This window comes from Rhodovarius sp. (assembly GCF_040399605.1).
Classification (GTDB): domain Bacteria; phylum Pseudomonadota; class Alphaproteobacteria; order Acetobacterales; family Acetobacteraceae; genus Rhodovarius; species Rhodovarius crocodyli_A.
Genome location: NZ_JBBARU010000001.1, coordinates 54,070 through 66,240, shown reverse-complemented (window position 1 = coordinate 66,240; position 12,171 = coordinate 54,070). Strand labels below are relative to the sequence as shown.

The window sequence follows — 12,171 nt, the reverse complement described above, 5'->3', positions numbered from 1 at the left end:
CGCATCGGCCCGCTTACGGCTTGCCGGGTGCGGGGTCGAAGAGCTTCATCTTGTCCGGCACGTCCTTCCAGGCATCGGCATCGGCCGGGGCCTCGCCCTTGCGGCTGATATTCGGCCATTGCGCGGCATAGGTGCGGTTGAGTTCGACCCATTGCGTCGCCTTGTCGTCGCTATCGGGCAGGATGGCCTCGGCCGGGCATTCCGGCTCACACACCCCGCAATCGATGCATTCATCCGGGTGAATGACCAGCATGTTTTCGCCGACGTAGAAGCAGTCCACCGGGCAGACCTCCACGCAATCCATGTACTTGCACTTGATGCAGCTTTCGGTGACGACGTAGGTCAAGAACGGGGCTCCTGTAGCAACCAGATTTGATGCAGTGGCGAAGACATGGCGCGAAGGCGCTGTCCTGGCAAGCTCATGGATTATTGCAAAGCACGCAGCCTTTCCTCCACCGTGGCGCGCCATGGCGCATCGCCCGGGGCATCGGCCAGCAGGGCGCGCCAGGTGGCGCGGGCAATCTCGCGCCGGCCGGCCGCAGCCTCGGCCGCGCCGGTCAGAAAGCGCAGCCTGGGGTCGCCCGGCGCTTCGGCAATGGCGCGGGCCAGAAGGGTGAGGGCGGTGGCGGATTGGCCGCGCTCCAGCTCCAGCTCCGCCAGATCGCCGGCCAGGCCGGGCTCGAAGCCGGCATCCAGCGCCTCGCGCCAGGCGGTTGCGGCGGGGCCGATCTGGTTGCGATTGCGCTCGGCATTGCCCAGCAGGATCAGGCCTTGGCGGCGGACATCGCCGGCCGGCATTTCGGCCACGCGGGCGCGCAGTTGGGCCAGCAGAATTTCATCACGCGTGCCCAGCTCCTGTCGCGCTGCGAAGCTGGCCGAGGGCAGGCCGGGGCTGCCATGCAGCAGGTAGAAGCCCACCGCCAGGGCCGGCACGGCCAGCAGCGTGGCCAGCAGCGGCGCGCGGGCACCGGGGCGCGCCGCCATAGCGGGCGGCGGCGGGGCGGCCAGGAGGCGGCGCTGCACCTCCAGCATGGCATCGTGATAGGCGGGCTCGCTCAGGCGGCCGGCCTCGCGCTCGCGGGCGAGCTCGGCCAATTGGGCGTGGAACAGCGCGCGGTCAGCCTCCGCACGGTCCCGTGTTTCGGGTGGCGTGTAGAGCGCCATGGCCAGCGGCGCCAGCAGCACGAGCGCCAGGGCGGCGATGAGAATCCAGGTCATGATTGTCCGCTTAACTGGTCCAGCCGGGCGCGTTCCTCAGCGGTGAGCGGGGCGGCGGGCACCACCACGGCGCGGCGGCGGCGGATAAGGAAAAGCCCAAAGAGCAGGGCCAGCAGCGGCGTGGCCCAGAGCAGCCCGGTGGCCAACGAAAAGGGCGGCCGCAGCAGGATGAAATCGCCATAGCGGTTTTGCAGATAGCCGCGGATGGTGCCGTCATCATCGCCGGCCTGTAGCCTTTCACGGATAATGCGGCGCAGGTCGCGCGCCAGATCAGCGTCGCTATCCTCGATGGATTGGCCCTGACAGACCATGCAGCGCACCTCGCGCCCGATGGATTGGGCGCGTTCCTCGGCCGCTGGGTCGGCCAGCCGGTCGCTGGGCAGGAAGGCGGCGAGGGCGAGGCCGGGCGCCAGCAGGGCGGCGAAAACCAGCCGCCTCATGCGTGGCGCCGCAGCAGGGGCTTCACGTCCTCATTCATGATCTCGGCGGTGATGGGGCCGGCATAGCGCCAGCGGATGATGCCCTGGCGGTCCAGCAAATAGGTCTCCGGCACGCCATAGACGCCCCAGTCGATGGCCACGCGGCCCGGCGGGTCGGCGCCGAGCCGGGTGAAGGGATCACCGCGGCGGGAGAGGAATTGCCGGGCATCCTCGGCGCGGTCCTTGTAGGAGACGCCGAAGATTGGCACGCCTTCAGCCTGCAGCGCCATGAATTGAGGGTGCTCGATGATGCAGGGCACGCACCAGCTTGCCCAGAAATTCACCAGCACCGGCCGCGCCAGCCCGCGCAGATCGGCACTGGAAAGGCCGGGATGGCTCATGCCTTCCACTGGCGGCAGGGTGAAATCGGGTGGGGTGCGCCCCAGCAGGGCCGAGGGCACGCCGCGCGGGTTAAAACTGCCATTTTGCAGCCCTGAGAGCATGTACCAAAAGCCCAGGCCGCCCAGCGCTGCCACGCCCAGCGGGGCTGCCAGCAGCAGGCGCCGCCGGGGACGGGGGGTGAGGTCGCTCATGCCGCCGCCGCCGCCTGCCGACGATTGGGGGCGGCCACCCGCACCCGGCGGTCGCTCAACGAAACCCCGGCGCCGAGGGCCATGATATAGGCCCCCAGCCAAATCCAGGGTGCGAGCGGGTTGTGATGAATGCGCAGCACCGCGCCGCCATCGCGCTCCTCGCCCAGCACGATGTAGAGGTCGCGCATCAGATTGGTGCGGATGGCCGCCTCCGTCGTGGTCATGCGGCCGATGGGGAAGGTGCGCCGCGCCGGGGTCATCACAAAGGCGACCTGGCCCTCGATCAGCACCGAGACATCAGCCCGGCGGGCGGTGAAATTCGGCCCCGGCGCATCGCGCACGCCATCAAAGCGCCATTCATAGCCGGCGAAGCGGGTGGATTGGCCAGGGTTGAGCGCCACCAGGGTTTCGCTGGCCAGCCCCATGCCGGCAATGCCCAGCGCGGTGACGCCCATGCCGGCATGGGCAATGGCCGCCCCCCAGGCCGAGCGGGGCAGGTTTTTCGCCCGCGTCAGCGCGATGCGCGCCCCCTGCCGGAACAGGCCGATGCGATCAACAATATCGGTGGCCGCGCCGGCGATGAGCCAAAGCCCCAGGCCAAAACCCAGTGCTGGCCAGAATTTTGCCCCGGTCAGCGCCAGCGCCAGGCCGAAGCCGCCCAGGGCGAGCAGCGCTGCCCACCAAAGCCGCTGTATCACCGGCCAGAGTGCGGCGCGCTTCCAGGGCAGCAGCGGCCCCAGCGCCATGGCGGCAATCAGCGGCAAAGCCAGCGGCAGGGTGGCCAGATTGAAAAAGGGCGGGCCAACCGAGATCATCTGCCCCGCCACCAGATCGAGGAACAAGGGGTAGAGCGTGCCCACCAGCACCACGGCGGCAATGCAGCACAGCAGCAAATTATTCAGCACCAGCGCGCCCTCGCGCGAGATGGGCGCGAAGACCCCCTGCGGCACCATGGAAGGCGCCCGCCAGGCGAAAAGCGCGAAGGCGCCGCCAATGTAAAATCCCAGCATCGCCAGAATGAACACGCCGCGCGCCGGATCGGCGGCGAAAGTGTGCACGCTGTTCAGCACCCCCGAGCGCACCAGGAAGGTGCCGAGCATCGATAGCGCAAAGGCCAGCAGCGCCAGCAGCACCGTCCAGATTTTCAGCGCGCCGCGCTTTTCCACCACAATGGCGGAATGCAGCAGCGCGGTGGAAGCCAGCCAGGGCAGCAGGGAGGAATTCTCCACCGGGTCCCAAAACCAATATCCGCCCCAGCCCAACTCGTAATAAGCCCACCATGAGCCCAGCGCGATGCCGCAGGTGAGAAACGCCCATGAGGCCAGCGCCCAGGGCCGTACCCAAGCACCCCAGGCGGCATCCACCCTTCCCTCGATCAGCGCGGCCACGGCGAAGGCGAAGGTGACGGCAGTGCCGACATAACCGAGGTAAAGCAGGGGCGGATGCAAGGCGAGGCCGAAATCTTGCAGCAGCGGGTTCAGCCCCTGGCCATCCGGCGCGGGGGGCCACATCCGGTCAAAAGGGTTGGAGGTGAAAAGGATGAAGAGCAGGAAGCCGGTGGCAATCGCCCCCAGAACCCCCAGCACCCGCGCCTGCAACACGCTGGGCAAATCCCGCCCGAAAGCCGCCACCGCAGCGCCGCAGAGGGTGAGCACCAGCACCCACAGCACCATCGACCCCTCGTGATTCCCCCAGGTGCCGGTGATCTTATAGATCATTGGTTTATCGGAATGACTATTCTGCACCACATTGGCCACCGAGGTGTCATTCACCGCATAGCTGGTGGCGAGGCAGATGAAGGCGACCAGCACTGAGAGCATGGCGGCATTGGCGAGCGGCTGGCCCGCGGCCATCATCCTGGCATCGCCTGCCCGGGCGCCCAGCATGGGCAGCACCATCTGCGCGGCGCAGAAGGCCAGCGCCATGGCCAGGGCGAAATGGCCGAGTTCGGGGATCATGCGCCGGGCCTGCCGCCGGCTGGTGGTGCCGTGCCACTGGCCGGGTTCCAATGGCCCGAGCGGCGCAGCGCCTCGGCCACCTCGGGCGGCATATAGTTTTCATCATGCCGTGCCAGCACTTCGCGCGCCATGAACACTCCACCTGGGCCCATCTGGCCGAGGGTGACCACGCCCTGGCCCTCGCGGAACAAATCCGGCAGCACGCCGGCATATTGCACGCCCACGGTGCTGCGCCCATCGGTCACGCGGAAGGCGATGGAGGGCCGGCCCTCCGGCGTGCTGCCGCGGGTGACACTGCCCTCCTCGACCAGGCCGCCGAGGCGGAAGGCGCGGCCGGGCGGTGGCGGTTCGGCCGCGATATCGCTGGGGCTGCGGAAGAAGACCAGATTATCCTGGAATGCGGTGAGCGTGAGCGCTGTGGCGGTGCCAAGGCCCAGCGCGCAGAGCAACAGGATGGTCAGGCGGCGGCGCTTGCGCGTCATGTCAGTGGCGTTCCAACCGGTCGAGGTTTTTCCGCGCCGCGCGGATGCGCGCCGCGATGATCAGGCAAAGGGCCGCGAAGCTGCCCAGCACGGCGCCGTAGCTGAGGGTGATGTGCCACCAATGCCAGCTCATGGCGCGATGCCCCGGCCGTCATTTGCGGGCAGGTTTTCTGCCTTGCGCGCCGCGGCCATTTGCAGGGCGCGCAGCCGCCGCTCCAGCAGCCCAGCCCTTGTGGCGGCCAGCGCCAGCGCGGCGAAGGCCAGCGAAAACCCCAGCGCGCAGGTCAGCAGCGGGTAGAGGATATCCACATGCAGCCCCGGCGCGGCGAGGCGGGTGACCGAGGCCGGCTGGTGCAGCGTATTCCACCAATCCACCGAGAATTTCACGATGGGCACATTCACCGCGCCGATCAGCGCCAGAATGGCCCCCATGCGGGCGCCGCGCTCCTGATCGTCAAAGGCGCGGGTCAGCGCGGCATGGCCAACCCAGAGGAAGAACAGCACCAGCACCGAGGTCAGCCGCGCATCCCACACCCACCAGGTGCCCCACATCGGCCGGCCCCAAAGGCTGCCGGTGAGCAGGCAGAGCGCGGTGGCGGTGGCGCCGATGGGCGAAAGTTCGCGCGCTGCGATATCGGCCAGCGGATGCTTCCAGACCAGCGCCATGACGCTGAGCACCACCAAGCCGGTATAGCCACCCATGGCCAGCCAAGCCATCGGCACATGCACATACATGATGCGCACCGTCTCACCCTGCTGCCAGTCCGGTGGCGAGAAGGCGAGGCCCCAGGCAAGGCCAATGCCCAGCACGACCAGCGCCGCCGCCGTCAACCAGGGCAGCAGCCAGTCGGTCACGCGCAGGAATCGGCCAGGATTGGCCAGGAAATGCAGCCTGGAGACCGCCCGAGGTGTTGTTGTTGCCGTGCTCACCAGCGCAATCTAGGTACGAATTGCCCGGGGCGAAAGCTTTGGCTGCACAATTGCGAGGAAATCATGGCGTATTGGCTGGTGAAGAGTGAACCCGACGTTTTTGGTTGGAATCAGCAGGTGGCCAATGGCGTGGAGCCATGGACTGGCGTGCGCAACGCCATGGCCGCGAATAACCTGAAGGCGATGAAGCAGGGCGACCTGTCATTCTTCTACCATTCCAATATCGGCAAAGAAATTGTCGGCGTGGTGCGGGTGGTGCGCGAGGCCTATCCCGACCCCACCGATGAGACCGGCCGTTGGGTTTGCGTGGATGTGCAGACGGTGAGCGGCTTCCCCAAACCCGTCACCCTGGCCGAGATCAAGGCCGACCCCGAATTTGCCGAATTGGCCCTGGTGCGGATGAGCCGGCTTTCGGTGATGGCGGTGAGCGAGCCACATTGGAAGAAGCTGGCGAAGATGGGCGGCTGGAAGAAGCCGAAATGAGCGAGAGACTCTTATGCGCGCTCGATGACATCGCCGATGGCGGCTCGCGCGGCTTTCCGGCGGCGCCAGGCGGCTTCATCGGGCTTTTCGCCGTGCGGCGGGGAGAGGCGGTTTTCGTCTATGTGAATTCCTGCCCGCATGTGGGGTTGCCGCTGGAGATGCAGCCGCATCGGTTTTTGGATGAGGCGGGCGAGCGGATCATCTGCGCCGCGCATGGCGCGACGTTCCGGGTGGAGGATGGGCTGTGCATGGCCGGCCCCTGCGAGGGCGAGGGGCTGGAGGTGGTGCCGGTGAGGATCGAGGCCGGGCAGGTCTATGTGCCTGCGAAAGCCGGCCTTTGATCCGAAGCCCCTAGCGCGGCCCCGCCTGATAAGCCGCCAAACACGCCATATCCAGCAACTGGTTCACCCCCACCTGCATCGGCACAATCTGCGCCGGCTTGTCGAGCCCCATCAGCACCGGCCCAATCGTGGTCGCGCTGGTCAAATGCGGCACCGCCTTGGTGAGGATATGCGCAGCATGCAGCCCGGGCATCACCAGCACATTGGCCGGCCCGGTGAGCCGGCAGAAGGGATACAAAGCCTCCCTCAGCTTCGGGTCCAGCGCTACATCGGCGGCCATTTCGCCGTCATATTCGAAATCCTGCGGCTCGGCGTCCAGCAGCTTCACCGCCTCGCGCACGCTGCCGGGGATGACGCCCTTGGGGTCGCCAAAGGTGGAGAAACTAAGGAAGGCCACGCGCGGCTCCAGCCCCAGCCGCCGCGCCGCCACCGCCGCACGCCGGGCGATCATCGCCAGCGTTGCCGCATCCGGCCGTTCATGGATGGCGGTGTCGGCCACCAGCACGGTGCCCGAGACGCGGGCCACCATCATCGTCAGGCCGAAGAGGACGCCATGCGCATCGGCATCGAGCGCCATGCGCACGCCTTCCAGCGCCGCCGAATAGCTGCGGGTCTCGCCCGTCACCAGCGCATCCGCATCGCCCATCGCCACCATGCAGGCGGCAAAGACGTTGCGGTCCTGGTTCACCAGGCGCTGGCAATCGCGGAACAGAAAACCGTCGCGCTGGCGCTTGGCATAGAGCCAATCGGCATAGCCACGGGTGCGGTCAGACAGGCGGGCATTGATCACCTCCACCTGCTCGGGCAGGGCCACGCCCAGGGCGGCGACGGTGGCGCCTATCCGCTCCTCGCGCCCCACCAGCACCGCCGTGCCATAGCCGGCATGGGCATAGGCGATGGCGGCGCGAATCACCTTCTCCTCCTCGCCCTCAGCGAAGACGGTGCGCTTGGGTGAAATACGCACCGCGTCATGGATATTCTCCAGCGCATTGGCCGCCGCATCCAACCGCCCCGTCAGGTCACGCACATAGCGCGCATGGTCGGTCAGCGGTTTTTGCGCCACGCCCGATTGCATCGCCGCCAGCGCCACCGCCGCCGGCACGCGCGAGATCAGCCGCGGGTCGAAGGCATTGGGGATGATGTATTCCGGCCCGAAGATCAGCCGCTTGCCTGCACCCGAGCGGGCCACCTCTTCCGGCACCTCTTCGCGCGCCAGCTGCGCCAGCGCCTCGGCGGCGGCCACTTTCATCGCGTCATTGATGGTGCGCGCGCGCACATCCAGCGCGCCCCGAAAAATAAAGGGGAAGCCCAGCACATTATTCACCTGGTTCGGATAATCCGAACGCCCGGTGGCGATGATGCAGTCCGGCCGCGCTGCCTTCGCCTCCTCGGGGGTGATTTCCGGGTCGGGGTTGGCCATGGCGAAGATGATGGGGTTGGGCGCCATGCTGCGCAGCATCTCAGGCGTCAGCGCGCCCTTCACCGAAAGGCCGAAGAACACGTCGCAACCTTCAAGCGCCTGGGCCAGGGTGCGGCGGTCGGTCTGCACCGCATGCGCCGATTTCCACTGATTCATGCCCTCGGTCCGGCCGCGATAGACCACGCCCTTGGTGTCGCACAGCATGATATTTTCAGGCCGCATGCCCATGGCGCGCACCAGCTCGGCGCAGGCAATGGCCGCCGCACCCGCGCCATTGATCACCAGCCGCGTGGTCGCCAATTCGCGCCCCGTCAGATGGCAGGCATTGATCAGCCCGGCGGCGGCGACGATGGCGGTGCCGTGCTGGTCGTCATGAAACACCGGGATGTCCATCATCTCGCGCAGTTGCTGCTCGATGACGAAGCATTCCGGCGCCTTGATATCCTCAAGGTTGATGCCGCCAAAGGAGGGGCTGAGATAGCGCACCGCGTTGACGAAAGCGTCCGGGTCCTCGGTATCAATGCACAGGTCGATGCCATCGACATCGGCGAAGCGCTTGAACAGCGCCACCTTGCCCTCCATCACCGGCTTGGAGGCCAGCGCCCCCAGATTGCCCAGCCCCAGCACCGCCGTGCCGTTGGAAATCACCGCGACGAAATTGCCCTTGGAGGTGTAATCATAAGCCAGCGAGGGGTCGCGCGCGATGTGCAGGCAGGGCTCGGCCACGCCGGGCGAATAGGCCAAGGAGAGGTCGCGCGCGGTGACCAGCGGCTTGGTCAGCCGGATCTCCAGCTTGCCCGGCCGGCCCTCGCGGTGCATCGCCAATGCCTCCTCGCCGGTGACGCGCGCGGTGCGGCCATCGGCCGGCGCGGCGGGGGGGAGGTCCTTGCGGATATCGTCCATGGGTTCAGGCTTTCTCTGGAATAGCGAAGGTGAGCTCGACCTTCGCACCGGCGGGGTCGTTCATGAAAATCTGGTGCAGCGGGAATCCTGGCACAGGTGCCTCGTCGAACACCACGCCATGGGCACGCAACCTAAGCCGCGTGCCCTCCATATCGCGGGCGCGGAAGGAGACATGGTCATAGGGCCCAGGCCCAGCCGGCCGCTCGCCCGGGCGGGTGGAAATATGCACCACCGGATTGTCGCCCAGGTAGAACCATAGGCCAGGGGTGGCGAAATTCGGCCGGGGGCCAGCGCGCAGGCCAAGCACATCGCCATAGAAATGCTGCATCGCCGGCAGGTCTTCCAGCCGGCAACGGATGTTGAAATGGTCGATATGGTCCAGCTGCATGGCCCGGTTCCTCGATGCGCTTTGGGCCATTGTCGCGCCTGCGCGCGCCGGGCGATAGCCACTCATCTCGCACCCGCGAAGGGACGCGGGCGAAAACACTTGCTATCGTGGCCGCGATGGATCGAGAAGCCCCCACCGCCGGCACCGCCCCCCCGCGCGCCTTCGGCGTCGATACCCCGCGCGCCTTCGGCGCGACCCCCGCCCTGGCCCAATGGTTCGCCGTGAAGGCAGAGCAGCCCGATGCTCTGATCTTCTTCCGCATGGGCGATTTCTACGAAATGTTCTTCGAGGATGCCGAACTCGGCTCCGAGGCGCTCTCCATCGCCATGAGTTTCCGCGGCGAGCATCAGGGCCAGCCGGTGCCCATGTGCGGCGTGCCGCATCACAGCCATGAGGCCTATCTGGCGCGGCTGATCCGCCGTGGCTTTCGCGTCGCCATTTGTGACCAGTTGGAAACGCCCGAGCAGGCCAAGGCCCGCCGCGCCTCCATCATCGCCCGCGGCATCGTGCGCGTGGTCACCCCCGGCACCGTCACCGAGGACAGCCTGCTGGAGGCCTTCCGCCCCGCCTGGCTGCTGGCGCTGGTCGAGGGGGGTGCTGCCTGGCTGGATGTGACCTCCGGCGCTTTCGAGACCGAGGCCGGGGCCGATATCCCCGCCCTGCTGGCCCGGCTGGAACCGGCCGAGGTGATCGCCACCGACGGTTTATGGCCCGACGCCACACCCGCGACGCCCCCGCGCGATGCTCCCGCCCGCCTCGCCGCCGCCTTCGGCGTCTCCACCCTGGAAGGCTTCGGCAGTTTTTCCGCCCCCGAGATCGCCGCCGCCGCCATGGTGCTGGATTATGTCCGCGCCACCCAGAATGGTGCCCTGCCGCATCTCATGCGCCCGGTGCCGCGCGGCACAGCGGGCGTGCTGGCGATGGATGCCGCCACAAGGCGCAGCCTGGAATTGCTGCGCAACGAACGCGGCGACACCCGTTCCACCCTGCTGCACGCGGTGGACCGCACGCTGACCGGCGCCGGCGCGCGCGAATTGGCCGCGCGCATCGCAGCCCCCCTGGCCGAGCGCGCGGCCATTGCGGCGCGGCATGACGCCGTCTCCCACCTCAGCGCCCAACCCGATTTGCGCGCCCGGCTGCGCGCCGCGCTGAAGGGCGCGCCGGATATGGCCCGCGCCCTGGCCCGCCTCAGCCTGGACCGCTTTGCCCCGCGTGACCTGGCCGCGCTGCGCGATGGCCTCGCCCGCGCCGATGCGATGGCCCAGGCGCTTTGCCCCCCGCTGCCGCATCTGCTCGCCCCCGAGGCCCTGCGCCCGCAGAACAGCCCCGCCGCCGAATTGGCCCGCGCCCTGGCCGAGACCCTGCCCGCCCGGCTGGAAGATGGCGGCGTGGTGGCGCCTGGCTATGATGGCGAATTGGATGCGCTGCGCCGGCTGCGCGATGATGCCCGTGGCGCCATCGCCGCCATGCAGATGGAATTGGCCCAGGCCTGGGGCGTGGCCTCGCTGAAAATCCGCCATCATCAGCAAATGGGCTATCTGGCCGAAATGCCGGCCGCCGCTGGGGAAAAACTGCTGCGCGACCCGCCGAAACTCGCCGGCGAATACGCCCCCCAGCACCGCCAGACCATGTCCAGCACCCTGCGTTTTACCTGTGGCGCGCTGGCGGATCTCGACCGCAAGCTGAATGCGGCGGCGGAGCAGGCGGCGTCGCGTGAGCGGGCCATTGCCCAGCATTTGCGAAAACTCTGCCTTGCGGCGGCCCCGGGCATCACCGCCGCCGCAGCTGCCATGGCTGCCATCGATGTCCATGCCGCCGCGGCTGAGTTGGGCTGGACCCGGCCTGAGATGACCGATGGGGTGGATTTCACCATCACCCAGGGCCGCCACCCGGTGGTGGAGGAGGCGCTGCGCCGCGCCCGCGGCCCGGCCTTCGTGCCCAATGACAGCGAGCTTTCCGCCGGCAGCCGCGTTTGCCTGCTGACCGGGCCGAACATGGCCGGCAAATCCACCTATCTGCGGCAGAATGCGCTGATGCTGGTGCTCGCCCAGGCCGGGCTGTTCGTGCCCGCCGAATATGCCCGCATCGGCGTGGCGGACCGGCTCTTCTCGCGCGTTGGCGCATCCGATGATCTGGCCGGCGGGCGTTCCACCTTCATGGTGGAAATGACCGAAACGGCGGCCATCCTCAACCAGGCCGGGCCGCGCAGCTTTGTCATTCTCGATGAGGTGGGGCGCGGCACCGCCACATGGGATGGCCTCGCCATCGCCTGGGCGGTGCTGGAGGCGCTGCATGACCGTCTGCGCGCCCGCACCCTCTTCGCCACCCATTTCCATGAACTCACCGCCCTTGCCGGCAAGCTGCCCGAGCTGCGGCTGGCTACCATGCGGGTGCGGGAATGGAAGGGCCAGGTCGTGTTCCTGCACAGTGTGGGCGTGGGCGCGGCCGAGCGCAGCTGGGGCGTGCATGTGGCCCGACTGGCTGGTGTGCCCCGCACCGTGCTGGCGCGGGCCGAGGCGGTGCTGGCGGCGCTGGAGGCCCGCGCCCGCCAGGGCGGCGGCGCGCTATCGGATGAATTGCCGCTCTTCACCCCCCGCAAGCCGGAACCCGAACACCCCGTGCTGGACGCGCTGGCCGAGATCGACCCCGACGCACTCTCCCCGCGCGACGCGCAGGAGGCGCTCTACCGGTTGCGGGCGCTGCTGGATGGCAGCCGGGCGAGCTGACGCCGGCCCCAGGCGATGAACCTCGTCTCCATCCCATCCATCTTGGCCATCATGGCCGGAAAGCGGCGTTGCAACGGCCCCAGCGCGTTATGCGCCCAGATATATTGTTGCCTGAGCATGAATACCCCCAGCAGCAGGAAAATCATGCCATGCAGAAAAGGCAGGATGACCCCCAGCACGCCAAAGGCAATCAGGCCCCAGCCTGCCAATTTCCGCTTGAAGGAAGGACGAAGATCAACCACACTCCATCACATGGCGGAAATGTGACAATTATGCAATATGGTCATCTTCGTGGCGCAGAACAAACCCA

At 67.7% G+C, this 12,171-nt stretch carries 14 protein-coding genes; 3 read left to right on the top strand and 11 right to left on the bottom strand.

Going from position 1 to position 12,171, the window contains the following annotated elements; genetic code table 11:
• Positions 1–13: 13 nt before the first annotated feature.
• The 8 genes from fdxA to ABWP84_RS00275 form a co-directional block, all read right to left on the bottom strand.
• Positions 14–346, bottom strand: a complete 333-nt coding sequence (fdxA, locus tag ABWP84_RS00310; protein ID WP_353209987.1) for a ferredoxin FdxA — start codon at positions 344–346, stop codon at positions 14–16.
• Positions 347–426: 80 nt separating this feature from the next.
• Positions 427–1,218 carry a c-type cytochrome biogenesis protein CcmI gene (gene ccmI, locus ABWP84_RS00305; protein WP_353209986.1) on the bottom strand — a complete coding sequence of 264 codons (792 nt, stop codon included), beginning with the start codon at positions 1,216–1,218 and terminating at the stop codon, positions 427–429.
• Complete coding sequence (locus ABWP84_RS00300) at positions 1,215–1,658, bottom strand: cytochrome c-type biogenesis protein (protein WP_353209985.1); 444 nt, start codon at positions 1,656–1,658, stop codon at positions 1,215–1,217. Before ABWP84_RS00300 ends, ccmI begins: the two co-directional genes overlap by 4 nt.
• Positions 1,655–2,230 carry a DsbE family thiol:disulfide interchange protein gene (locus ABWP84_RS00295; protein WP_353209984.1) on the bottom strand — a complete coding sequence of 192 codons (576 nt, stop codon included), beginning with the start codon at positions 2,228–2,230 and terminating at the stop codon, positions 1,655–1,657. Before ABWP84_RS00295 ends, ABWP84_RS00300 begins: the two co-directional genes overlap by 4 nt.
• The gene (locus ABWP84_RS00290; RefSeq protein WP_353209983.1) at positions 2,227–4,188 is read right to left on the bottom strand and encodes a heme lyase CcmF/NrfE family subunit; all 1,962 of its coding nucleotides are present in this window, start codon (positions 4,186–4,188) and stop codon (positions 2,227–2,229) included. The genes ABWP84_RS00295 and ABWP84_RS00290 overlap by 4 nt, the downstream gene beginning before the upstream one ends.
• The gene (gene ccmE, locus ABWP84_RS00285) at positions 4,185–4,670 is read right to left on the bottom strand and encodes a cytochrome c maturation protein CcmE (RefSeq protein ID WP_353209982.1); all 486 of its coding nucleotides are present in this window, start codon (positions 4,668–4,670) and stop codon (positions 4,185–4,187) included. Before ccmE ends, ABWP84_RS00290 begins: the two co-directional genes overlap by 4 nt.
• A gap of 1 nt (position 4,671) precedes the next feature.
• Positions 4,672–4,803 carry a hypothetical protein gene (locus ABWP84_RS00280; RefSeq protein WP_353209981.1) on the bottom strand — a complete coding sequence of 44 codons (132 nt, stop codon included), beginning with the start codon at positions 4,801–4,803 and terminating at the stop codon, positions 4,672–4,674.
• Positions 4,800–5,603, bottom strand: a complete 804-nt coding sequence (locus tag ABWP84_RS00275) for a heme ABC transporter permease (protein ID WP_353210117.1) — start codon at positions 5,601–5,603, stop codon at positions 4,800–4,802. The genes ABWP84_RS00280 and ABWP84_RS00275 overlap by 4 nt, the downstream gene beginning before the upstream one ends.
• A gap of 60 nt (positions 5,604–5,663) precedes the next feature.
• On the opposite strand from ABWP84_RS00275, the gene ABWP84_RS00270 reads away from it, so the two are divergent.
• Positions 5,664–6,083 (top strand): EVE domain-containing protein, encoded by a 420-nt coding sequence (locus ABWP84_RS00270; protein ID WP_353209980.1) that lies wholly within the window; start codon positions 5,664–5,666, stop codon positions 6,081–6,083.
• On the top strand, positions 6,080–6,424 hold the full coding sequence (locus ABWP84_RS00265) for a Rieske (2Fe-2S) protein (protein WP_353209979.1): 345 nt from the start codon (positions 6,080–6,082) through the stop codon (positions 6,422–6,424). The genes ABWP84_RS00270 and ABWP84_RS00265 overlap by 4 nt, the downstream gene beginning before the upstream one ends.
• 10 nt (positions 6,425–6,434) lie before the next feature.
• Here ABWP84_RS00265 and ABWP84_RS00260 read toward each other — a convergent pair whose 3' ends face one another.
• Together ABWP84_RS00260 and ABWP84_RS00255 are read right to left on the bottom strand one after the other, a co-directional pair.
• Positions 6,435–8,747, bottom strand: coding sequence for an NADP-dependent malic enzyme (locus ABWP84_RS00260; RefSeq protein ID WP_353209978.1), 2,313 nt, complete (start codon positions 8,745–8,747; stop codon positions 6,435–6,437).
• A 4-nt stretch (positions 8,748–8,751) separates the two neighbouring features.
• Complete coding sequence (locus tag ABWP84_RS00255; protein WP_353209977.1) at positions 8,752–9,135, bottom strand: VOC family protein; 384 nt, start codon at positions 9,133–9,135, stop codon at positions 8,752–8,754.
• A gap of 116 nt (positions 9,136–9,251) precedes the next feature.
• Here ABWP84_RS00255 and mutS point away from each other — a divergent pair, with 116 nt between their 5' ends.
• Entirely contained in the window at positions 9,252–11,861 is a 2,610-nt protein-coding gene (mutS, locus tag ABWP84_RS00250) for a DNA mismatch repair protein MutS (protein ID WP_353209976.1), read from the top strand.
• On the opposite strand, the gene ABWP84_RS00245 is transcribed toward mutS, so the two are convergent.
• Complete coding sequence (locus ABWP84_RS00245; RefSeq protein WP_353209975.1) at positions 11,819–12,103, bottom strand: PGPGW domain-containing protein; 285 nt, start codon at positions 12,101–12,103, stop codon at positions 11,819–11,821. The genes mutS and ABWP84_RS00245 overlap by 43 nt on opposite strands.
• Between the last annotated feature and the right edge of the window lie 68 nt (positions 12,104–12,171).

What these genes read in the sequence shown, in the direction of transcription:
- ccmI (WP_353209986.1), bottom strand. Translation starts at nt 1,218, where the DNA reads ATGACCTGGATTCTCATCGCCGCCCTGGCGCTCGTGCTGCTGGCGCCG.
- ABWP84_RS00300 (WP_353209985.1), bottom strand. Translation starts at nt 1,658, where the DNA reads ATGAGGCGGCTGGTTTTCGCCGCCCTGCTGGCGCCCGGCCTCGCCCTC.
- ABWP84_RS00295 (WP_353209984.1), bottom strand. Translation starts at nt 2,230, where the DNA reads ATGAGCGACCTCACCCCCCGTCCCCGGCGGCGCCTGCTGCTGGCAGCC.
- ABWP84_RS00290 (WP_353209983.1), bottom strand. Translation starts at nt 4,188, where the DNA reads ATGATCCCCGAACTCGGCCATTTCGCCCTGGCCATGGCGCTGGCCTTC.
- ccmE (WP_353209982.1), bottom strand. Translation starts at nt 4,670, where the DNA reads ATGACGCGCAAGCGCCGCCGCCTGACCATCCTGTTGCTCTGCGCGCTG.
- ABWP84_RS00280 (WP_353209981.1), bottom strand. Translation starts at nt 4,803, where the DNA reads ATGAGCTGGCATTGGTGGCACATCACCCTCAGCTACGGCGCCGTGCTG.
- ABWP84_RS00270 (WP_353209980.1), top strand. Translation starts at nt 5,664, where the DNA reads ATGGCGTATTGGCTGGTGAAGAGTGAACCCGACGTTTTTGGTTGGAAT.
- ABWP84_RS00265 (WP_353209979.1), top strand. Translation starts at nt 6,080, where the DNA reads ATGAGCGAGAGACTCTTATGCGCGCTCGATGACATCGCCGATGGCGGC.
- ABWP84_RS00260 (WP_353209978.1), bottom strand. Translation starts at nt 8,747, where the DNA reads ATGGACGATATCCGCAAGGACCTCCCCCCCGCCGCGCCGGCCGATGGC.
- ABWP84_RS00255 (WP_353209977.1), bottom strand. Translation starts at nt 9,135, where the DNA reads ATGCAGCTGGACCATATCGACCATTTCAACATCCGTTGCCGGCTGGAA.
- mutS (WP_353209976.1), top strand. Translation starts at nt 9,252, where the DNA reads ATGGATCGAGAAGCCCCCACCGCCGGCACCGCCCCCCCGCGCGCCTTC.